Origin of the sequence: Mesorhizobium album (genome assembly GCF_033977205.1) — a bacterium.
In the GTDB taxonomy this organism is placed as follows: Bacteria; Pseudomonadota; Alphaproteobacteria; order Rhizobiales; family Rhizobiaceae; genus Mesorhizobium; species Mesorhizobium album.
This window is the reverse complement of the sequence record NZ_JAVIIW010000063.1, coordinates 1-20,745: the sequence shown is the minus strand read 5'-3', so window position 1 is coordinate 20,745 and position 20,745 is coordinate 1. Positions and strand designations below refer to the sequence as shown.

18 protein-coding genes are annotated in these 20,745 nt (G+C 63.7%); 11 read left to right on the top strand and 7 right to left on the bottom strand.

The features are described from left to right. Nucleotides 1-151: 151 nt before the first annotated feature. Nucleotides 152-2,155, top strand: a complete 2,004-nt coding sequence (locus RFN28_RS31610) for a BTAD domain-containing putative transcriptional regulator (RefSeq protein WP_320291082.1) — start codon at nucleotides 152-154, stop codon at nucleotides 2,153-2,155. Between the two features lie 21 nt (nucleotides 2,156-2,176). Here the strand turns inward: RFN28_RS31610 and RFN28_RS31605 are convergent, their stop codons facing one another. Further along, complete coding sequence (locus RFN28_RS31605; protein ID WP_320291081.1) at nucleotides 2,177-3,658, bottom strand: pyridoxal phosphate-dependent decarboxylase family protein; 1,482 nt, start codon at nucleotides 3,656-3,658, stop codon at nucleotides 2,177-2,179. Nucleotides 3,659-3,758: 100 nt separating this feature from the next. Next, on the bottom strand, nucleotides 3,759-4,844 hold the full coding sequence (locus RFN28_RS31600) for a PLP-dependent cysteine synthase family protein (RefSeq protein ID WP_320291080.1): 1,086 nt from the start codon (nucleotides 4,842-4,844) through the stop codon (nucleotides 3,759-3,761). A 169-nt stretch (nucleotides 4,845-5,013) separates the two neighbouring features. On the opposite strand from RFN28_RS31600, the gene RFN28_RS31595 reads away from it, so the two are divergent. Then, the gene (locus RFN28_RS31595; RefSeq protein WP_320291079.1) at nucleotides 5,014-7,083 is read left to right on the top strand and encodes a BTAD domain-containing putative transcriptional regulator; all 2,070 of its coding nucleotides are present in this window, start codon (nucleotides 5,014-5,016) and stop codon (nucleotides 7,081-7,083) included. A gap of 79 nt (nucleotides 7,084-7,162) precedes the next feature. Here the strand turns inward: RFN28_RS31595 and RFN28_RS31590 are convergent, their stop codons facing one another. The 5 genes from RFN28_RS31590 to RFN28_RS31570 form a co-directional block, all read right to left on the bottom strand. After that, the gene (locus tag RFN28_RS31590) at nucleotides 7,163-8,200 is read right to left on the bottom strand and encodes an MBL fold metallo-hydrolase (RefSeq protein ID WP_320291078.1); all 1,038 of its coding nucleotides are present in this window, start codon (nucleotides 8,198-8,200) and stop codon (nucleotides 7,163-7,165) included. A gap of 99 nt (nucleotides 8,201-8,299) precedes the next feature. Beyond that, nucleotides 8,300-8,596 carry a hypothetical protein gene (locus tag RFN28_RS31585; protein WP_320291077.1) on the bottom strand — a complete coding sequence of 99 codons (297 nt, stop codon included), beginning with the start codon at nucleotides 8,594-8,596 and terminating at the stop codon, nucleotides 8,300-8,302. A 35-nt stretch (nucleotides 8,597-8,631) separates the two neighbouring features. Then, nucleotides 8,632-9,813 carry a choline ABC transporter ATP-binding protein gene (gene choV, locus RFN28_RS31580; RefSeq protein ID WP_320291076.1) on the bottom strand — a complete coding sequence of 394 codons (1,182 nt, stop codon included), beginning with the start codon at nucleotides 9,811-9,813 and terminating at the stop codon, nucleotides 8,632-8,634. Further along, on the bottom strand, nucleotides 9,810-10,664 hold the full coding sequence (gene choW / locus RFN28_RS31575; RefSeq protein ID WP_320291075.1) for a choline ABC transporter permease subunit: 855 nt from the start codon (nucleotides 10,662-10,664) through the stop codon (nucleotides 9,810-9,812). The genes choV and choW overlap by 4 nt, the downstream gene beginning before the upstream one ends. A 119-nt stretch (nucleotides 10,665-10,783) precedes the next feature. After that, nucleotides 10,784-11,719 (bottom strand): choline ABC transporter substrate-binding protein, encoded by a 936-nt coding sequence (locus RFN28_RS31570; RefSeq protein ID WP_320291074.1) that lies wholly within the window; start codon nucleotides 11,717-11,719, stop codon nucleotides 10,784-10,786. A 231-nt stretch (nucleotides 11,720-11,950) separates the two neighbouring features. Between RFN28_RS31570 and RFN28_RS31565 the strand changes: the two genes are divergently transcribed. The 9 genes from RFN28_RS31565 to RFN28_RS31525 all read left to right on the top strand — a co-directional run bounded on the left by RFN28_RS31565 (nucleotide 11,951) and on the right by RFN28_RS31525 (nucleotide 20,512). Beyond that, nucleotides 11,951-12,562 (top strand): thymidine kinase, encoded by a 612-nt coding sequence (locus tag RFN28_RS31565; RefSeq protein ID WP_320291073.1) that lies wholly within the window; start codon nucleotides 11,951-11,953, stop codon nucleotides 12,560-12,562. Nucleotides 12,563-12,888: 326 nt separating this feature from the next. Then, nucleotides 12,889-13,977, top strand: a complete 1,089-nt coding sequence (locus RFN28_RS31560) for a hypothetical protein (RefSeq protein WP_320291072.1) — start codon at nucleotides 12,889-12,891, stop codon at nucleotides 13,975-13,977. A 34-nt stretch (nucleotides 13,978-14,011) separates the two neighbouring features. After that, on the top strand, nucleotides 14,012-15,157 hold the full coding sequence (locus RFN28_RS31555) for a hypothetical protein (RefSeq protein ID WP_320291071.1): 1,146 nt from the start codon (nucleotides 14,012-14,014) through the stop codon (nucleotides 15,155-15,157). Nucleotides 15,158-15,181: 24 nt separating this feature from the next. Further along, nucleotides 15,182-17,092: an AAA family ATPase gene (locus RFN28_RS31550; protein WP_320291070.1), complete on the top strand. Its 1,911-nt coding sequence runs from the start codon at nucleotides 15,182-15,184 to the stop codon at nucleotides 17,090-17,092. A gap of 219 nt (nucleotides 17,093-17,311) precedes the next feature. After that, entirely contained in the window at nucleotides 17,312-18,616 is a 1,305-nt protein-coding gene (locus tag RFN28_RS31545; protein ID WP_320291069.1) for a DUF6638 family protein, read from the top strand. Nucleotides 18,617-18,631: 15 nt separating this feature from the next. Next, nucleotides 18,632-19,756 carry a DUF2333 family protein gene (locus RFN28_RS31540; RefSeq protein WP_320291068.1) on the top strand — a complete coding sequence of 375 codons (1,125 nt, stop codon included), beginning with the start codon at nucleotides 18,632-18,634 and terminating at the stop codon, nucleotides 19,754-19,756. A gap of 96 nt (nucleotides 19,757-19,852) precedes the next feature. Beyond that, nucleotides 19,853-20,074, top strand: a complete 222-nt coding sequence (locus tag RFN28_RS31535; RefSeq protein WP_320291067.1) for a hypothetical protein — start codon at nucleotides 19,853-19,855, stop codon at nucleotides 20,072-20,074. Continuing rightward, nucleotides 20,068-20,247, top strand: coding sequence for an ester cyclase (locus RFN28_RS31530; protein ID WP_320291066.1), 180 nt, complete (start codon nucleotides 20,068-20,070; stop codon nucleotides 20,245-20,247). Before RFN28_RS31535 ends, RFN28_RS31530 begins: the two co-directional genes overlap by 7 nt. A 37-nt stretch (nucleotides 20,248-20,284) precedes the next feature. Beyond that, on the top strand, nucleotides 20,285-20,512 hold the full coding sequence (locus RFN28_RS31525; RefSeq protein WP_320291065.1) for a hypothetical protein: 228 nt from the start codon (nucleotides 20,285-20,287) through the stop codon (nucleotides 20,510-20,512). Nucleotides 20,513-20,745 lie beyond the last annotated feature (233 nt).

Here is a 20,745-nt window from a genome sequence, read left to right as displayed (position 1 = left end):
CCTCGTTCGAACTCACGAGGGCAATGTCCCACCGGCGCGCTTTGCCAATGTTCATCCGGGTGTGAAGCCGCACGAAAAACCGCGCTAAATCGCCGTTAAGTCGGCGGCGGGACGTGATATTCTATCCAAGGCTTTTTTCACGGGGGCCAGGGTGCACATCCGATTGCTTGGCGGCACCGAGGTTGTCTCCGCAGGCGGGAAACCTCTGCACTTCGCGACGCGCAAGACGTCGCTGCTCTTTGCCGCGCTGGTTCTGGCCGGCCCGAAGGGCCTTCGCCGCGACAGGGCCGCGGCGATGCTGTGGGCCGGCAGCGGCGAGCAGCAGGCGCGAAACAGCTTGCGCCAGGCCCTGGTCGACATCAGGCGGCTGTTTCCGTCTACCGGCGATGAGGCAATTCGCATTGAAGGCAATGCCGACACCATCTGGCTGGCGACGAATGCCGACGAGGCCGACATCTGGATTTTCGACCGGAAGATTGCGGCCGATGACGGCACGAGCCTCGCGACAGCGGCCGACCTATACCGGGGCGACCTGCTCGATGGGCTGTCATCCCCCGGCGAGATCGAAGACTGGCTTGCGCCGCTTCGGGCGAACTACGCCCGTAAGGCGCTGGATCTAGCCGAGCGGCTGAGCCTCTTGCCGAAGCTGGATTCGCGCGTGGAGCAGGCCTGCGAAACACTGGCCGAACGGCTGGTGACGCTCGACCCATGCGCCGAGCAGGCCCACCGTGCACTGATCCGCATCTTCCGCCGCCGCGGCAAGACCAACGATGCCTTCCGTCAGTTCCTGGCCTGCAAGGAAGCGCTGAAGCGCGAGCTCGGCGTCGAGCCCGAGGAAGCGACGCGGGCGCTGGTCGAACGCATCGAAGCGGAACCGACAGCCAAAGGCAGACCGCCCGAGGTCGAACCGTCCGGCCTGGAAGTGAAGGCGGAGCCGCCGCGTCCGGCCGTCTCGGTGCCGGAAAAGCCATCGATCGCTGTCCTGCCGTTCCAGAACATGAGCGACGATGCCGAGCAGGAATATTTCACCGACGGCGTAGTCGAGGAGATCACGACGGCGCTGTCGCATGTGAACTGGCTGTTCGTGATCGCGCGGAATTCCGCCTTCGCTTACAAGGGCCAGGCGGTCGAGGTCACGCGCGTGGCACGCGAACTCGGGGTACGCTACGTGCTGGAGGGTAGCGTCCGCAGGGCCGGAAGCCGGCTGCGCGTGGCAGGGCAGCTCGTCGAGGCGGCGGCCGGGGTGACTCTGTGGGCCGACCGGTTCGAAGGCGACGTCTCGGAGGTGTTTGAACTGCAAGACCTCGTCGCCTCCAGCGTTGTCGGCGCGATTTCGCCGAGGCTCGAGCAGGCCGAGATGGCGCGCGCCAAGCGCAAGCCCACCGAAAGCCTCGACGCCTACGACCACTATCTGCGCGGCATGGCGAGCCTTTACCGCTGGACGAGGGAGGGGCTGGAGGAAGCGCTGCCGCAATTTTACAAGGCCATCGAGCTCGACCCCGATTTTGCCGCAGCGGAGGGCGCTGCCGCCTGGTGCTATTTCTGGCGGATGGCGAATCGCTGGATGACTGATCGGCAGAAGGAGACCGCCGAGGTTTCCCGGTTGGTCGGCAACGTCGCGATCTCCGGCCAGGACGACGCGGTAGCGCTGGCCTTCAGCGGCCTGGCGCTGGGCTATGTCACCGGCGACTACGAGGCCGCCTCGGCACTGGCCGACCGCGCGCTCGTGCTGAACCCGAACTGTGCTACCGCCTGGAGCGCCAGCGGCTATCTCAAGGCCTGCTACGACGATCCTGACATCGCTATCGAGCACCTGTCGCGGGCAAGACGGCTGAGCCCGCTCGATCCGCTGACCTTCTTCATGCAGACCTGCACCGCCTTCGCCCATTTCGTGGCCGGCCGCTACGACGTCGCGTGGCCACTCGCAGAGGCGGCATCGCGCACGCAGCCATATTATCTCACCGGCCTGCGCGTGGCGGCCGCCAGCAATGCCATGGCCGGCAGGCTGGATGCCGCGAGCAAGCATATCGCGCGCTCGCTGGCGCTCGACCCCGAACTGACGCTTGCCAACCTCACACACGTGGCGGGGCATATCAGGCCGGCCTATTTCGCCAAATATTTCGAGGCGCTGCGGCTGGCCGGCCTGCCAGAATAGGACACGTTTTGGCCGCTCTCTTCAACCCGGTGGCGCCGCGGCCTCGATTTCTTTTCCGATGCGAAGCGCCTGGCGCACCAGGAGGTCGAGATCGTCGCGTCGCGTGCGATGATTGGTGATCGCGACTCTAAGGCAATGCCGGCCATGCACGGTGGTGTCCGACAAGGCGGCGATGCCTTGTTCCTGCAGCCTGAGCATGATTTCGGTGTTGAAGGCCTTGAGCCGGTCCTCAGATGCGCCCTCCAGGCGATGTCGGAAGCAGACGATGTTGATGGTGGTCGGCGCCATCAGCTCCAGCGTCGGCTCGGCCTCGATCAGGCCGGTCAGATGACGGGCCTGGGCGATGTTCTGGTCGATGAGCCGGCCGAATTTTTCGATGCCATGTTCCTTCAGTGCCATCCAGATTTTCAGCGCGCGAAAACCGCGCGAGGTCTGCAGGCCGTAATCGTGCAGCCATTGCCCGGAGGCGAGGCCACGCGGCGTCGATTCCAGATATTCCGGGGTGACGGCGAAGGCGCTGCGGTGGGCGGACGCATCCCGCACCAGGGCGCAGCCCGCCTCGAACGGCGCGTGCAGCCATTTGTGCGGGTCGAGCGCGATCGAGTGGGCCTGCTCGATGCCGGCGACAAGCGATCTGTTTTCAGGCGCGATGGCGATCAACGCGCCGATGCAGCCGTCGACATGGAACCAGAGGTCTTCCTCTGCCGCCAGCGCGGCCAGCGCCTGGAGGTCATCGATCGCGCCGGTGTTGACGGTGCCGGCGGTGCCGATCACGCAGGCCGGCTTGAAGCCTGCCGCGTGATCCTCCGCGATGGCCGCCTTGAGCGCATCGGCATCTATGCGCAAACCCGCATCGGTCGCAATGCGCCGCACCGCCCGGTTACCGAGGCCGAGCGCTTCCATCGCCTTGCGGTGGCAGGAGTGGACCTGGTCCGAAGCATAGAAGCGCAACGGCTTTGGGATGGCGCCGACGCCTCTTTCGCGGACATCGACGCCCGCCTTGGCATTGCGCGCCACGGTCAGTCCGATGATGTTGGCCATCGAGCCGCCGCTCACCAGCGTGCCGCTAGCCGAGGCCGGGAATCCGACCATCTCCTTGCACCAGTCGACCACCTGGCTATCCATCAGCCCGGCGGCATGGTTGCCGCCGCCGAGATTCGAGCCCTGGATCGCGGCGAGGAAATCGCCGAGCGCGCCGGTGAAATTGCTTGAGCCCATATACCAGGACCAGAAGCGCGGATGGATGTTGCCCATCGGATAGGCCATCACGTTGCGGGCAACGTCGCCATACACGTCGGCGATCGGCGCCGGCTCGCGCGGCAGCGGCGCCGAAAAGAACGCGCGCACCTCGGCCGGCATCTCGCGCCACACCGGACGCTCCCGGACATCCTTGAGATAGCCGATCGCGTCGTCGATGATCCGGTGCGAAAGGGCCTGTACATCGACCCAGTCCGGCGGATCGAGCGTTTCCTCGGTGGCCATGAGTTCCCGCAAGCTATCCATGCGATTTCTCCGCAGAGCAAGCGACCATTCCCGGATCGTCCAATGTGCAGCCAATCACCGCGGCGCCGCCACCCGAAAACGGACGGCGCCGCGGCTGTCTTTATGCGTCGAACTGGCAGCTCGGCGTCGAGCGCGACAGCGCCATCTCCTCGGCGTCCATCTCAGCCTCGATGCCGCCGAAGAGCGGCGTCGACATGTAGCGCTCGCCGGTGTCGGGCAGCATGCACAGGATTACCGAACCGGCCGGAGCGGTCCCTGCGATCTGACGCGCCACGGCGAAGGTTGCACCGCCGGAAATGCCGGTGAAGATGCCCTCTTGCTGCGCCAGGGCCTTCGCCCATTTGATGCCTTCCGGACCGGGGATCGGCACCACGTCGTCATAGTAGCGCTTGTCGATCGCCTCCTGCAGTACCTTGGGGATGAAGTCCGGCGTCCAGCCCTGGATCGGATGCGGCTCGAAGGCTGGATGGCTGGCAGCCGGCGCGCCGTCTGCGCCGCGCTCCTGCGCCTTGCCGCTGCCGATAAGCTGCGCATTGGCCGGTTCCGCAAGCACGATCCGCACGTCCGGCCGCTCACGGCGCAGCACCCGGCCGACGCCGGCGACGGTGCCGCCGGTGCCATAGCCGGTGACCAGCACATCGAGCCTCGAACCCGCGAAATCGTTGATGATCTCGCGCGCCGTGGTCGCCTCGTGGATGGCGGCATTGGCTTCGGTCTCGAACTGGCGGGCCAGGAACCAGCCATTGGCCTCAGCGAGTTCCACCGCCTTCCTGTACATGCCGAAGCCCTTCTGGGCGCGCGGCGTCAGCACCACCTTAGCACCCAGCATGCGCATCAGCTTGCGCCGTTCGATGGAGAAGCTGTCGGCCATCGTCACCACCAGCGGATAGCCCTTCTGCGCGCAGACCATGGCCAGCCCGATGCCGGTGTTGCCGCTGGTCGCCTCGATCACGGTCTGGCCGGGCTTCAGCGTGCCGCTGCGCTCGCCTTCCTCGATGATGTTGAGCGCCAGCCGGTCCTTCACCGAACCCGCCGGATTGAAGAACTCGGCCTTGACATAGATCGTCGCATGCGCCGGGCTGAGATTGTTGACGCGGATGACCGGCGTGTCGCCGACCGTCTCCAGGATGCTGTCGAACAGCCGGCCGCGGCCGGCGGTGGTCCTGATTTTCATCTGCTGCAACATTGGTTTTCTCCTCGATGCCTCACGCGCCGGTTACAGACCGGCGGCTTCGGCGGCGCGGTTTCGACACCTTGCCGCGCTAGGTTGCTTCACCTGCCGCAAATGCGGCAACGGCGGCATTCCGGCACGGAATGGGCTGCCAGATGCTTCCTGTCGTCTTTGGTGATAGAACATGGACCAGCTGGTCAGCGTTGGAGAGAGCGTGGAAACATACGTGGAATCCACCCGATCGAACCTGAACGACACCGCCGCCGGCCTGTCCGTGCGGCTGCTTGGGCAAGTGACGATTTCCCGTGACGGCGAACCCGTTAAGTTGCCTTCCTCGCGCAAGCTGCGCGCACTGCTTGCCTACCTTGCGCTCGCGCCACACCCCGTCAGCCGTAGCCGGCTCTGCGAGCTGCTCTGGGACGTCCCCAACGATCCGCGCGGTGAGCTTCGCTGGTGTCTGAGCAAGCTTCGCGCCGCGCTCGACGAACCGGACCTGCGCCGGGTCGAGACCGAAGGCGACACGGTGGCGCTTCGCTCTGCGGATATGCGCATCGATGCTCTGGAGGCAGCCGCGGCGGTGGCGGAAGGCATCGACACGCTGGGCGTTGGGCGGCTGCGGACGCTGTTGCAGCTTTTCGCCGGCGATTTCCTTGACGGTCTCGAGCTCGACCGCAGTCCGCATTTTTCCAGCTGGCAGACCGCGCAGCGCCGCCGTTTCGCCGCATGCCATGTCGCCGTTCTGGAGCACATCATCGGCCTCCTCCCGACGGAAGCCGACGAGGCGGCCGCCTATATCGACAAATGGCTGGAGCTCGCGCCCTTCGACGGCCGCGCGCATGTGGCGCTGCTGGAAAACCTTGCGCGGCGCGGACAGATCGGCGCAGCCGAAGAGCATCTTGCCACCGCGGCGCAGCTCTTTCACTCCGAGGAACTGGATTTCGCTCCCTTGCGCGACGCGTGGCAGGAGATAAGAGCCCGCCATTCCGGCGCGACGCCATGCGCCCGGTCCGCGCTGTTCGCGGCGACCCAGGCACCGATCGCCCAGGTGGAACCCGACGCGGCAATGGCGGGCCGGGCTTCGCTGGCGGTCATGCCTTTTGCCGAAGCTTCCGGCGAGGCCGGCTTTCGCGGCGGACTGGCCGACGGCCTCACCCACGACATCATCACACGCCTCGCCAAGCTCCGCGATTTCTTCGTCATCGCCCGCGGCTCGGTCTTTGCTCTCGCCGAAAGGAACATCGCGCCCGAAGACGCCGGACGCAGGCTGAATGTCGACTATGTGGCGACTGGCTCGGTGCGCAATCTGCCAGGCAGGGTCATGGTCTCAGTCGAGCTCGTCGAGGTGCGCACGGCCAGGATCGTCTGGGCCGAGACCTTTGAGCACAAACCCGATGACGTCTTCATCGTCCTCGACGATATTGGCGACAGCATCGTCTCCTCGATCGCGGCCGAGATCGCGACGGTCGAGCGCAACCGCGCGCTGCTGAAGGCGCCCAATTCACTCAACGCCTGGGAAGCCTATCATCGCGGCCTCTGGCACATGTACCGCTTCACCCGACAGGAAAACGAGCTGGCGCAGCATTTCTTCAACGAGGCCCTGCAGCTCGACCCGACCTTCGCCCGTGCCTATGCCGGCCTGTCCTTCACCCATTGGCAGAGCGCCTTCCAGCGCTGGGGCGACCGAGAGCGCGAGACGGCGCTTGCCTTCGAAAGCGCCGGCCATAGCCTTCTCGTCGATGACCGCAATCCGGCGGCACACTGGGCGATGGGCCGCGCATTGTGGCTGCGCGGCGACCAGGACGGCTCACTGCTCGAGCTGGCAAAGGCCGTCGACCTCAGCCCGAACTTCGCGCTCGGCCATTATTCGCTGTCCTTCGTCCACTCGCAGTCGGGCGACCCGCGCTCGGCGATCGGCTCGTCCGACCACTCACGCCATCTCAGCCCCTTCGATCCCCTGCTGTTCGGCATGTTGGGCGCGCGCGCCATGGCGCATGCGCGGCTGCGGGAATTCGACGAAGCTGCCGATTGGGCGCTCAAGGCGGCGGCCAGGCCCAACGCCCATGTCATCATCCTGGCGATTGCCGCGCATTGCCTGGCGCTGGCCGGCCGCCAGGACGAGGCGCGCAATTACGCCGCCGCGATCCGCAGGACACTGCCGGATTACCGCGCCGACGACTTCATCGCCACCTTCCACTTCGATCGGGACGCGGAGGCTCTGTTCCGCAACGGCGCAAAGCTCATCGGATTGAATTGAGCCCGAGGATCGTTGCGGCGGTGCAGAAACTTCGCAAGGCCGGCAGGACAGAAGGGGGCGCGAAAGATCACGACACGCCTTAATGCATCAGCGGACCGCTCGCCTTCCGCCACGCATCGATGCCGCCCTGGATGTGGCGGGCACTCGAAATCCCGAGGTCGCGCGCCGCCTGCACGGCCATCGCAGAACGCTCGCCGAAAGCACAGTAGAACAGGATCTGCCTGCTGGTCGATTTCGCCAGCTCGTGCAGCATGCCGCCGGGGACGATGTTTTCCTGCAGCCGCGCATAGGGCAGATGGATCGCGCCCGGGATGACGCCGTGGCGTTCCCGCTCCGACTGCTCCCGCAGGTCGATCAGCGCCACGTCGGGCCGTCCGACCAGCGCCAGCGCCTCTTCGGCGGTCACCGACCAGCCGCGGCTGGCGATGTCGTCCTGATGCAGTCCGACCCGCATGTTGGCGGGCACCGCCACATCCATCATCTTCGGATTGGACAGCTTCAGATTGTTCATGATCTCGACATACTCGTCGACCGACTTCACCTGCAGGCGCGGGTTGAAGGCCTTTTCCTCGCCGATCGTCGACACGGTCTCGCCCTTGTAGTCGTGCGCCGGGAAGATCAGCATCTCGTCGGGAAGCTTGAGCAGGCGGCCAAAGATCGATTCATATTGCTGGCGCGGGTCGCCGTTCTGGAAGTCGGTGCGGCCGGTGCCGCGGATGAGCAGCGTGTCGCCAGTGAAGACCCGATCCGGCAGGACGAAGCTGTAGGAATCGTCTGTATGGCCGGGCGTGTAGATCACGTCGAGCGCCAGCCCCTCGATGGCCAGCTTATCGCCGTCGGCAAGCCGCATCGACACGACGTCGGCCTTGGTCTGCTCGCCCATCACGGTCACGCACTGCGTCTTGTCACGCAGCGCGCCGAGGCCGGTGATGTGGTCGGCATGGAGATGCGTGTCCACCGCCTTGACCAGCCTGAGGTCGAGCTCGTTCACCAGTTGCAGGTAGCGGTCGACCTTTTCCAGCACCGGATCGATGATCAGCGCCTCGCCGCCGCGCCGGCTGGCGAGCAGATAGGAATAGGTGCCCGAAACGGAATCGAAGAGCTGACGGAAGATCATTCTGCGACGCGCCCTCCCTGCTTGTGCCGCCATCGCGGGCACAACGACCCACATGGATGCCACGCCAGTATAGGATTTTGGTGCTTTTCCACCAAGCGCCTATCGCCAGCCGATGACGGCAATTTTCCATGCCAGCAGGACAATGATTGCCCCCGCGGTGGCCAATGTCGCCCAACGATGTCGCCCGATTGCGTGCAGGACAAGAACGGCCAGTCCGAAGACAACGGCCGCAAGCGCCCCTTCGATGTAAAAGACCTGGTGGCCGGTCAGTTCGACGCCGGTCGCGCCCCCGATCCTGAAAAATTCCAGGATCGACCGGATCGCGATCACAAGCAGCAGGCCGAGCGCAATTTGCGCGGCGCGCGGCTCAGAAATCCAGGCCCAGATCCGCTTCATGTGCCTTGCCCAAAGACACGAGCTTCGCGGGTGCCTTATCGCCTCAGCACCGCGCTCAGCACGTCGCGGATGCCGATCGCGCCGACGAAGCGCGAGCCTTCGTCGAACAGCGCCACCGGGGCGGTCTGCGAGCGGTGCATGGCCAGCATCACCGTCTTCAGCGACGTGCCGGGATTGGCCCAGAACACCTGCGCCCCCTCTTCCGGCTGGCGCTCGACATCGGCGCAGGATACCCACACCGCGGGCTTGCCGTGGCGTTCGGCCGCCACGACCAGGCCATGCTCGTCGATCTTGAAGCGCGTCGTCTTGCGCCGGTCGAGCCACACCCAGCCATCCTCGCCCTGTTCGAGATCACGGCGGTCGCGCATCACGTTCCAGGCCGTCAGCACCGAAAGCGGATTCACATTGGCGATGAAGTCGCGGACATAGTCGTTGGCGGGGCGAAGCACGATGTCCTCCGGCGCACCGGTCTGCACGATGTGCCCGCCTTCCATGATGGTGATATGGGTGCCGATCTTCAGCGCCTCCTCGAGGTCGTGGCTGACGAAGATGATGGTCTTCTTCAGCTCCGCCTGGAGCTGCAGGAGTTCATCCTGCAGCTTGGTGCGGATCAGCGGGTCGAGCGCCGAGAACGGCTCGTCCATCAAAAGGATCGGCGCCTCGGTGGCGAACGCCCGGGCGAGACCGACGCGCTGCTGCATGCCGCCCGAAAGCTCATGCGCGTATTTCTTCGACCATTGGTCGAGATGGACGAGCTGGAGCTGCTTTTGCACCCGCGCCTTGCGCTCGGCGTCCGGCACGCCGGCAAGCTCGAGGCCGAAGCCGACATTTTCCTCCACCGTGCGCCAGGGCAGCAGGCCGAATTGCTGGAACACCATGGCCACCTGTTTCTGCCGCAGCCGCCGCAAGGTCGCCTCATCGCAGGTCACGACATCGACGGTGCGGTCGCCGTCCTTGACCAGCACCTGGCCGCGCGACACGACGTTGAGCCGGTTGACAGCCCTGAGCAGCGTCGACTTGCCGGAGCCCGACAAGCCCATCAGCACCGAGATCTCGCCTTCATGCACGGTGAGGTTGGCGCCGGCGCAGCCCAGCACATTGCCGGTCTTTTCGAGGATCTCGGCACGGGTGGCGCCCTGGTCGATCAGCGCCAGCGACTCCGCCTGATCGGGGCCGAAGACGATGTCGACATTCTTGAAATCGACGGCGACGGTCATTGTTTGCCTCCAACGCCGATACGCGTCATCCGGTCGAGCACGATGGCCAGCACGACGATGCCGAGGCCGGCCTCTAGCCCGAGGTCGATCCGGCGTGAGCCGAGCGCGCGGTTGATTTCAGTGCCGAGGCCGCCGGCGCCGATCAGGGCCGCGAACACCACCATCGACAGCGACAGCATGATCGACTGCGTCAGCCCCGCCATAATGGTGGGCAAGGCTGAAGGTAACTCGACCTTCCAGAGGAGTTGTCTTCTGGTGGCGCCGAACGCCTCACCTGCCTCGACGATCGATTTCGGCACTGAGGTGACGCCGAGATGCGTGAGACGAACCGGGGTCGGGATGACGAAGATGATGGTGACGATGAGGCCGGGCGCGTTGCCGAGCCCGAACAGCGTCAGCACCGGGATCAGATAGACGAAGGTCGGCAGCGTCTGCATCAGGTCGAGCACCGGCAGCATGACGCGGTAGACCTTCGGCTTGTGCGCCGCCCAGATGCCAAGCGGCACGCCGATCGCCATGGCCATGGCGGCGGCCGCGACCACCAGCACCAGCGTCTGCACCGTCTGTTTCCAGAGGTTCTGGTTGATGATGAAGATGAGGCCGATGAAGACGCCGACGGCGAGCGGGCGAGAGCGCTGCAGAAACCAGGCGATGACGGCGACCACCAGGGCGAGCAGCACCGGCGGCACCATCAGCAGCAGGTCCACCGACCCGTCGAGGATGAAGTTAAGGCCGTTCGAGAAGGCCCTGAAAACCGTGTCGAAATTGTCGGTGAGGAAAGTGAAGAAGGCTTTGCCCCACAAGCCGATGGGGATCTTGTAGCTGACCAGGAATTTCGAGATCGGATCCATTGTCCCCTCTTTGGTCTTCGCCGCCATTGGTGGACGGTCATCTTCTGAAGCATATGAAAAAGGGCAGCCTTTTCCAGTGGCTGCCCTCTTCCGGAATTCATGCCGGACTCAAAGCCAGCTCAGCCCCCGAGCGCCGTCTTCACAGCCGCCGCCGCGTCGCCGCCGTCGAAGGTGGTCACGCCGGCAATCCACGGTGCTACCGCGTCCGGATGCTTTTTCAGCCAGTCGGTGGCGACCGTCTGCGGATCGCCGCCCTTGAGGATCGCGTCCATCATCTCGCCTTCCATGTCGAGATTGAACTTCAGGTTGGAGATGAACTTGCCGGCATTCGGGCACTCGGTCGTGTAGCCCTTGCGCGTGTTGGTGTAGACGGTGGCGGCGCCGAAGCCGCTGTCGCCCATGCCTTCGAGATAGGTGATCTTCATGGCGCCCATCACCGGATGCGGCGTCCAGCCGAGGAAGGCGATCCACTCGTTGTTCTTCATCGACTGCTCGGCCTGCGTCAGCATGCCGGCTTCCGAAGACTCGACGAGCTCAAAGCCCTGCAGGTTGTCCTTCGGGTTCTTGATCATGTCGAGGATGATGCGGTTGCCGTCATTGCCCGCCTCGATGCCGTAGATCTTGCCGTTGAACTTGTCCTTGAACTTGCCGAGATCGGTCAGCGTCTTGACGCCGGCATCCGCGACATAGTTCGGCACGACAATGCCGTAGCCGGCGCCGGTCAGGTTGGTGCCGACCGTCTCGACGGAGCCCTCGGCCTTGTAGTCCTTGATGTCGTTGGTCATCGACGGCATCCAGTTGCCGAGGAAGACATCAAGGTCCTTGTTCTTCAGCGACGCATAGGTCACCGGCACCGAAAGCTGGATCGTCTGCGGCTCGTAGCCGAGCGCGGTGAGCAGCACCGAGGCCAGCCCCGTGGTCGCCTGGATATCGGTCCAGCCGACGTCGGAGAGACGCACCGCCTTGCAGCTCGCCGGATCGCCGGCATAAGCCGCGGTCGTGGTTAGAAGCGCCGCCAAGCCGAGGCCAGCGACGAAGGATTTCATATGCGACATTAACTTTTCTCCCATTGCAATTTCTGGGGCGCGCGAAGCCACGGTTCTTGCGCCCGCCTTGTTTCGTCAGCCAAACACCATTTTGATGTGGTTTCAAGCGGCGCCACATCCCGATGAACGGCGCGCGCTGGCCATTCAGCGACATGCGGCGCTTTCCGGCAGGACGGAGTTTTTGGTGGATGGAGCCCGCGGCCCCTCCCCGCGTGGCGGCAAGTCAGCATAAAAGGCGCCATGGCCAAGCTCTACTTCAACTACGCGACCATGAATGCCGGCAAGACGACCATGCTTTTGCAGGCGTCCTACAATTATCGCGAACGCGGCATGACGACGATGCTGTTCGTCGCCGGCCATTATCGCAAGGGCGACAAGGGATTGATCTCGTCGCGCATCGGGCTGGAGGCCGAGGCCGAGATGTTCCGCGACGGCGACGATCTCTATGGCCGGGTTGCCGAGCATCACGAGCACACCACCGTGCATTGCATCTTCGTCGACGAGGCGCAGTTCCTCGAGGAGGAGCAGGTCTGGCAGCTAGCTCGCATCGCCGACCGGCTGAACATCCCGGTCATGTGCTACGGACTGCGCACCGACTTCCAAGGCAAGCTTTTCTCCAGCTCGCGCGCGCTGCTTGCCATCGCCGACGACCTGCGCGAGGTGCGCACCATCTGCCGCTGCGGCCGCAAGGCCACGATGGTCGTGCGCCTCGGCCCCGATGGCAAGGTAGCGAAACAGGGCGATCAGGTGGCAATCGGCAAGGATGTCTATGTCTCGCTCTGCCGCCGGCACTGGGAAGAGGAAATGGGCAGGGCCGCGCCCGACGACTTCATCGGTTTTGCCCGCAACTGAAAACGTATAGCCGACGATCGGGTAACCGGCTGCCATCGGCCGGCTGACGATCGGCTGATTGGCCGCGATCCGGCACAAGAGATTTGCGACACTTCCTGGCGACGCAGCTTGTTCGCAAAAACAAGAGCTTAAGGCGTTTGAGCTAAAGCGGCTTGAAGGCGAGGCGCATTACTCGCGCCATGAGCATGCTTGCCTTGTCTTTCAAGGACCTGACCAGTTCTTTTGTTTTGGCGCCTCTCCTTGTCTTCCTTCTTTCAATCGCCTGAGGCGCCACATATATTCGCCGCCACGTGCGACGAAACCGGATGCCGATGCGGGAGGCCCCTATGGCGACATTGCAGAATTTCGATGCCGAAATTGCCAAGACCAAGCAGGTCGTGCAGGACATGCGCACCAAGATCGAGCAGTCCGGTACCGTTCTCGACACGCTCGCCCAGGCCGACAAGAAGATCGGCGACGCCAATTTCGACATCGAGAATGCCCGGATAGAAGACGTGCTGAAGCAGCAGAAGGTCATGGAAGGCAATATCGCCGACCTGATCATCGGGCTTGAGGACGCCACCAATGTCTTCGGCGCTGAATTCGAGAGCATGAAGAACTACACCGGCTGGGAGAACTTCGTCGGTGTGTTCTCGGCGCAGCGCAAGCAGCGCATGCGCACCGACCGTGTGCGCAACATGTCGCTTGCCGGCAACCTGCAGGAGCTGCTGGCGAAATCCGACACCATCGTCGGCATCCTGAAGGCGCAGAAGCAGATCCTCGACCAGCGCTACAAGACCTCCGAGACCAGCCTTTCGCAGGTTATCGAGCGCCGCAAGGTGACCATGACCAACCTCGAAGCGGTGCAGAAGCGCATCGAGGAGCTCAACCCGATGCTGCTCGACATCGAGAACAGGATCGCCGCCTCCACGACCCAGAAGGACCGTACCCAGCTCGAAGGCGAGCGCTCGAAGATGGCGACCGAATACAACGAGAAGCAGGCCAAGGAGCAGGAACTGCTCGCCGAAAGCCAGACGCTGGAGCGCTACACCTCGATGTTCCAGACCTTTGTCGATTCACTCAACAATCAGATTGCCGCGCAGTCGACGCTGATCAACAAATTGACCTTCGACACCGAGCAGCGCATCGTCCTCTACAAGGCGCTGGAAGACTCGCTGAAGACGGCCGCCCAGCAGGATGTCGCCCACAAGATCAACACGCTGGGCAGCCAGGTCGACAACACGGCGGAAGAGACGATGGCCGGCATCGGCGCCGCCTCGCAGAAGCACATCGGCGATTTGCTGGAAATGCACGAGAAGAACATGGTGGCGAGCGCCGACATCCAGCGCCGCAAGAAGCTCGCCGACGACGCCTTCGCCCGCCGCTTCGACGAGGTAATGAAGAAGCACAACGCCGCCAATTACGTGCAGCAGTAGGCGGCGTGACGGCATTCTTCTCCAGGGCAGTGCCATGACCCCCGAAAATGAAGCGGCGGCGCGTTATTTCTCCGCCATCACGGCGGCGCTGAGCGGGCTGGAAGTGTTCATGCGCGACGACCGCTCGCCACTCTACCGGCACGGCATCGTCGCCAGGATCATTGCCGAATACATCGCCCGGCTGGACAAGTCCTTTGCCTGCTGGCGCAACCGGCTGGGCTTCATGGACACGTTCCGCATTTCGCGCGCCGACAGCGGCTATCCCGTCTTCCAGAACGTGCTCGAGTTGGAGAACGACCGCCGCCAGGCGGACAGCCGCTTGGCCAACATTCCGCAGGCCGGCGAGCTGCGCGAGGAGATGGCCGACTTCATCCTGCGCCACAAGGAATTCCCCGAAGCGTTGCAGAAATCGATGGCCGAGCGGCTCTACCTGGAGGACGTGAAGAGCGAGGCGACCTTCGGCCCCTTCATCCTGGCGCAGACGGCGAACGTCTCGGTCAACCCGAAGACCTTGCTGCCCTACTATCTCGTCCACTGGGCCTCGTTCGACGGCAGCGCCAACTTGCCGCTGGTCTATATGGTGACGGTGGAGGACTCTTCCGAGAGCATGGTGCGCCAATTGGTCGACAGCAACGGCAAGCTCAACGAGCGGGTCGACATTCCCCTTCCGGTGGACGGCCTGCTCAATCCCGAGCTTGCCCACCGCTTCGACGATTTCACCGAGAGGAATTCGGCCTATACGTTGTCGCCGGCGACGATTGCGGTCAATCTCGACAAGGATTTCGAGCCGCTGCATCCGAAGCAGCTTCGGCGGGTGGTCCTCGGCCCCTTCTATTCGGCTGGCATCACCGAGAACAATTCGACCGTGACCGAGGTGCTGACCAAGGTGCGCAAGCCGGAGAATGCCTGGCTGCTCACCTGGACCATCCAGGAGGTCTATTCCAAGGGCGAGAAGCCCGGCCGTAAGGGCCTGTTCTCCAGCGAGAAGACGACGCAGGAATTCTTCATCGACACCGACGATCTCGAAGCCGCGCGCCAGGGTGTGTCGAGCTACGAGTACCACGCGCTGATCCCGCACGAGGCCTACCAGGCGCTCTACGCCGCCGGCGAAACGCAGAAGATCTTTTCCGGTTACAAGGTCCACATCCTGTCCAACGGACAGGTCATCAGCGATGTCTGATCGTCAAACCGCGGAGCATCCTTCATGGACACCGGCCTGACTACGATCCCGGAAGCGGCAATCGAGAAACACCGGGCCACCGCGCAGAGCTTCATCACCCGCATCGTCGTGCTGGAGGATCCATCGCGCGAATCCACCACCGCGCTCGCCGGCACCAACCGCCGTTTCGTCTCGACCGTCTCGGTCGGCTCGGTGCGCCGCACGCGCGAGGTCGAGCTCACGAAGACGGTCGCTGCCGTCCATCCGGACGACCAGTTGATGACCATCCCGCAGCACGCGCTTCTCTACCGCGCAAGGCGCGGGTTGGCGATCGCGCTGGCCATATCGGATGTCTTTGCCGAGGGGTCCGACCTCGAAAGCCTGCAGGCGAGAAATGCCCGCGCGCCGCTCGAGGGCGACGATGCCGCGACCTTCAAGAAATTGCTCTCGGCCTCGGCCTATGTTTCGGCCTTCAGCTTCGCCTCCTACCTCTTCCAGCTGATCGACAGCGACGGCGAGGCGCCGAATGACATTCCCGAACCCGACTTCCTGTTCGACACGCCGCAGGATGCAGTGAAGTCGATCGTGGCCGGGCTCGACAAGACGATTGCCGGCTCTAAGGATGACGCCGACCTGATGACGCGCTCGCGCGCCTTCGCCCGCGTCGCCATCGACGGGCTGTTGGCGCGCAAGGGGCGCTTCGATGGCATCGGCCCGTTCGAGAACGCCCATATCCGCATCGATGTCGACGACTTCACCCTGGACGGTTTCGACGTTGCGCCCGGCAAGCGCGCCAAGCCGCTGGTGATGACCTTCAAGAAGCCGGAAGAGGTCGTCGGCAACCACATCGCCAAATTTCAGTCGGTCAGACTGGCCAAGATGCTGATGGCCTATGATTTCGAGCGCGAGCTGAATCCCTTCGTCGAGCTCGGCGGCTTCCTTTTCACTTTCATCGGCGACGGCGCGCCGGGCACCGGCAAGACGACGCTGATCCAGATGATCGCCGGTCTCGTCAACGGCTACTGCCAGGTCGCCGGTTACCCCTTCGTCTACGAGAATTTCGGCGTCGACCAGATCTCGTCCTACCAGGGCAAGTCCGGCCAGAACTGCCGCCAGTTCATCAACAACGTGCTCAATCCGCGCGTCATCGGCTTCGGCACCATCGACGACATCGATCAGGTGGCCGCGCGCCGCTCCGACGACCGCGCGTCCGCCGGCCAGCAGGAGATCACCGGCGTTTTGATGGACGCCTTTGCCGGCGCTACCACCGTGGTGCGCGGCAACTGCTCCTTCGGCATGTTTTCCAACTATCCGGAAAATGTCGACGATGCGCTGCGCCAGCGCGCCGGCGCCCGCTGGCTGGTCGACGGCCCGCAGACCCGCGACGACTACATCGACATCTTCGTGCTGCTTGCCGGCAAGAACCACAAGATTCCGCTGGGCGACCACAAGCTCTATGCGGCGCAGGAGATCCAGCGCGCCGTGACTGAGGCCTACGAGGAGCACGAGAAGCCGCAGGAAGACGGGCTGATGAAAATCTATGAGCGCTACATGAAGGAGAACGGTGCACCCAAGACCCTGGCCGATATCGGCACCTACCTGCACATGATCAAGGACGCCGAGCCGCGCTTCACCGGCCGCGCCATCAAGAACGTCACCGACGCCATCAAGATGCGCGCCATGGATATCGAGCTGCCGGACGACTGGTTCGAAAAGCCGGAAGCCTTCATGCACAAAAGCTACGACGACAAGAAGGCGATGATCGAGGAGCTGCGCGGGCCGTTCTCGATGAATATGGTCATGCAGGAGATCAACCGCTACGCCGATTCCGAATTCCGCTACTCCGACAAGTCGGACGACGCCGCGGTGGAGAAGCTGCTGCGCGACGCGCGCCTGCGCGAGCGCGCGGTGCGTGAGATGGAGGAGATGAAGAAGAAGGGGCTGTGGAATGCGTGAGGTGCGCCAACGCCTCCTTCTCCCACAGTGGGAGAAGGAGGCGCCGAAGGCGACGGATGAGGGGTGCTCCAGCTTGGCACCGGCGGCGCTCCGACCAACACCCCTCATCCGTCTCGGCGCTTCGCGCCGATCCACCTTCTCCCACAAGGGGAGAAGGGGAGTCCGCGCCCCTGATCCGCCCTTCGGGCACCTTCTCCTCGTGAACGGGGAGAAGGAACAATGACTCTCGCCAAAAAGCCCGATCTCTTACGCGACAACGAGCTGATCTACGGCCGATTGCTCCCTGTCGACGAGCCGCATCTCATCCAGCGCTACAACAAGGCGCTTGCCGCCTTCGGGCTCGAGCCCACCAGGCTGAAGAGTTTCCAGATCGACCGCACCGGCTTCTCGCCCGAGGTGGCCGAAGAGTGCGGCGATTACGACTATCTCGACCCCAACGAGGTCAACCGCCGCTTCATCATCCTGACGCCCTCGCAGATCGACCTGCCGGTTGTGCACACGGCCTTCTCCAACACATCGCAGCTGATGTTCGAGTTCATGTCGAAGAACCGGCGCGCCATCGATGCGCTGACCATCAAGGACGTGATCTACGGCGAGATCGAGGACTCCGTCCCCAAGGTCAACGACATCGAGGACCTGCTGTCGATCAACCAGGTCGAGTTCAAGGTGCTGTCGGCGGAGGATGTGCTGGGCAAGGCGGCCGAGCTCGGCAAGCTGGTCGACCGCCTGAAGCAGGAGCCGGACGCCTGGCGCGACAACGCCATGCTTGAGCGCATGGTCGATCTCGCCAAGGTCTGCGGCGACATCCGCGAGAACGCGCTGGTCCCGGACCAGGTGATCTTCCGCCACAATGCCTACTGGACCAGCCATTTCGGCGGGCTCTACGTCTTCGTCGATCCTGACATGACGACCGTCATCTGCGACCCGGCAGCACCGGGCTTCCGCCGCTCACGGCCATGGCAGGTGAGCTACCTGTCGATCAACGACGCCGACAAGGTGTTCCGCTTCCTCGCCGCCACCGGCCGCCTCGACCTGCCGCGCGCCTCGTGGATCGAGGCCTCGGGCTATCTCGAGCATCGCGCCGAGATGGTGGTGCGGGCGCTGATCCGCGACGCCGAGCCCAACCGCAACCTGACCGACGTCGACAAGGTCTGGCTGCAGACCTGGATTCACGGCCATGCCGATCTGATTGCCAGCGACGGCAATTTCCCTTTCCTCAACGCCGCCAAACGCGAGATCGCCCAGTTCGGCCATCTCAAGATCGAAGACGTTCCCCCGCGCCAGCGCTTCCTGGTCGTGCGCGCCAGGCCCGATCATCCCGATGCCTGGCTCACCAACCAGCTGATCTCGGATTTCGTGCCGCAGGACTTCGTCTCGCGCTATGTCTTCAACAAACCGGGCTTCTACAAGGACTTCGACGGCTTTAGCGACGCCTGGCGATCGCATGTTGTGGACGTTCTGAAAACCACATATCTGAAGGACAAGGCGGCGTTGCGCGCGCGCCTTTACGGCTTGACTGACTGAGGGGGGACGAGAGCCATGCTCGATCCGATCGTGAATTTCTTCACCCGGATTTTCCAATGGATCGGCCGCGGCATCGGCTTCGTCATCGGCATCATCCTGTGGCCGTTCATGTGGGTGGGCCGCTGGTACGGGCAGCGCGGCTGGATCCTCAAGGCGGTGGTCGGCCTTGCCCTTCTGGTGCTCATCGGCCTCTACGCCAATTTCTTCTACGCCACGCAGTGGTGGAACAATTTCGACCCGAACTACGTCGACAAATACACCTTCGAAACGCGCAACGTGTCCGCCGGCGAGCAGGTCTCGGCCGGCGCCGGTACTGACACGGCCAAGACCTGCGGCAACTCGGCGATCGCCCAGGTGGCCGCCGATCTCACCGACTTCAACGTCAACCAGAATGCCTGGATCTCGTCGATGATCCTCTACAAGCTCGGCTTGTTCGGCATCGACTGGGACCACACGCCGTGGATGGACAATAAGGCTTCCTTCCAGCGCGGCATCAACCAGGCGGTGCGGCGCACCGCGACCGAACTGGCGGACAATCTGGGACGCGTGCGCACCACCTCGCAGATCGATGCCGATCTACAAGACGCGCGCGGCAATCTGCAGTTCGACGAAGAGACCTGGTATTTCGGCTTGCACCCGTTCGGTCCCAAGACGCCGACACCGAGCTATTACCGCGACTCGGTGCGCAAGTTGCGCTCCTTCAACGCGCGCCTTACGGCCTGCCAGGCGACATTCGATGCCCGCGCCGACAATCTGAAGCAATATATCGACCGCATCGCCAGCGACATCGGCTCGACATCCGCCATCCTCAAGGAGCGCGCAGAGAACCACAATGCCGGCTGGTTCGACTTCCGCGCCGACGACCGCTTCTGGTTCGCCTATGGCCAGCTCTATGCCTATTACGGCCTGATGAAGGGCGCCCAGGCCGACTTCGAGGGCGTCATCAAGGAAAAGCACCTGCAGAATTTGTGGGACACGATGGACGCGCAGTTCGTCTCGGCGCTGCGCATCCAGCCCTTCATCATCGCCAATGGACGCGAGGACGGCTGGCTGCTGCCGACGCATCTGACGACGATGGGCTTCTATATCCTGCGCGTGCGCTCCAACATGGTCGAGATCAGCAACGTGCTCACGCAGTAGTCCGGCTTCCGTCGCGATGCCAGTTCGGCTTCAGGCTGGACCTGATCGCCTCGTCGCCGTTCAGGCGCAAGGGCGATTAGCCAGCGAGGACGCGACATGGATATCCGCGAGGCCGCTCGAGACGTCTACGCCGCCATCGACCGGCAGGATTGGGACAAGCTGGCCAGCCTGACGTCGCCGGATCTTGCGGTTCATCTCGGCAGCGCGGGTCCGGTTGGCCTCGATGAACGGCAAAAATCCCTGGCGGAATTCTTCGTCGGCTTCCCCGACGGACTCACGCCATCGACGACTATGTCAGCGGTGCCCGCAGCGTGGTGACGCGCTGTCGCTTCCAGGGCACCCATACCGGCATGTTCCATGGCGTAAAGCCGAGTGGCAATCGCGTCTCGGTCGGCGCAATCCACATCGACCGCTTCGAGGACAATTTCCTCATCGAGCATTTCGGCCAGCTCGACGGCCTGGGGCTGTTGCGCCAGATCGGCGCGATCTGACGCCGCCGCCCGGCTGGAGCGCGTGTGTTGAGCGGCCTTGAGCGGCAATCTCGGGGTCGCTTTTTCCGCCCTGTCGGGCACCCTGAAACCGTCGCGCATTTTGGCCGGCATGCATCCGGCCTCTGTCGCATTTCGCGTATTGCGCGGCTGTTTTGAGACGGCGGAACGGCACCTGCTCTGGCTTCTATACGGCGCAACGACCGGGCGCAAAAGACCAGGGAAGGTCGACCTGGGAACAGCAGAACTTTCTTCGCAGGAAACATAGTTGCATGATAGTTGACGCCGCAACAGCGACAGGGTTAGACTTGCCCTTGCGTCCGGGCAGCGTTTCGAGCATGCACGAATGATCGAACCCCTACCCTCCACCGCCCAATCCAGAGGAAAGCCGTCATGGCCGAAGTGAAGACCGACATCGAGATCGCGCGTGCCGCCACGAAGAAACCGATCCAGGAGATCGGCGCCAAGATCGGCATCCCGTACGAGCACCTTTTGCCTTAC

What these genes read in the sequence shown, in the direction of transcription:
- RFN28_RS31605 (WP_320291081.1), bottom strand. Translation starts at nt 3,658, where the DNA reads ATGGATAGCTTGCGGGAACTCATGGCCACCGAGGAAACGCTCGATCCG.
- RFN28_RS31600 (WP_320291080.1), bottom strand. Translation starts at nt 4,844, where the DNA reads ATGTTGCAGCAGATGAAAATCAGGACCACCGCCGGCCGCGGCCGGCTG.
- RFN28_RS31595 (WP_320291079.1), top strand. Translation starts at nt 5,014, where the DNA reads ATGGACCAGCTGGTCAGCGTTGGAGAGAGCGTGGAAACATACGTGGAA.
- RFN28_RS31590 (WP_320291078.1), bottom strand. Translation starts at nt 8,200, where the DNA reads ATGATCTTCCGTCAGCTCTTCGATTCCGTTTCGGGCACCTATTCCTAT.
- RFN28_RS31585 (WP_320291077.1), bottom strand. Translation starts at nt 8,596, where the DNA reads ATGAAGCGGATCTGGGCCTGGATTTCTGAGCCGCGCGCCGCGCAAATT.
- choV (WP_320291076.1), bottom strand. Translation starts at nt 9,813, where the DNA reads ATGACCGTCGCCGTCGATTTCAAGAATGTCGACATCGTCTTCGGCCCC.
- choW (WP_320291075.1), bottom strand. Translation starts at nt 10,664, where the DNA reads ATGGATCCGATCTCGAAATTCCTGGTCAGCTACAAGATCCCCATCGGC.
- RFN28_RS31570 (WP_320291074.1), bottom strand. Translation starts at nt 11,719, where the DNA reads ATGTCGCATATGAAATCCTTCGTCGCTGGCCTCGGCTTGGCGGCGCTT.
- RFN28_RS31565 (WP_320291073.1), top strand. Translation starts at nt 11,951, where the DNA reads ATGGCCAAGCTCTACTTCAACTACGCGACCATGAATGCCGGCAAGACG.
- RFN28_RS31560 (WP_320291072.1), top strand. Translation starts at nt 12,889, where the DNA reads ATGGCGACATTGCAGAATTTCGATGCCGAAATTGCCAAGACCAAGCAG.
- RFN28_RS31555 (WP_320291071.1), top strand. Translation starts at nt 14,012, where the DNA reads ATGACCCCCGAAAATGAAGCGGCGGCGCGTTATTTCTCCGCCATCACG.
- RFN28_RS31550 (WP_320291070.1), top strand. Translation starts at nt 15,182, where the DNA reads ATGGACACCGGCCTGACTACGATCCCGGAAGCGGCAATCGAGAAACAC.
- RFN28_RS31545 (WP_320291069.1), top strand. Translation starts at nt 17,312, where the DNA reads ATGACTCTCGCCAAAAAGCCCGATCTCTTACGCGACAACGAGCTGATC.
- RFN28_RS31540 (WP_320291068.1), top strand. Translation starts at nt 18,632, where the DNA reads ATGCTCGATCCGATCGTGAATTTCTTCACCCGGATTTTCCAATGGATC.
- RFN28_RS31535 (WP_320291067.1), top strand. Translation starts at nt 19,853, where the DNA reads ATGGATATCCGCGAGGCCGCTCGAGACGTCTACGCCGCCATCGACCGG.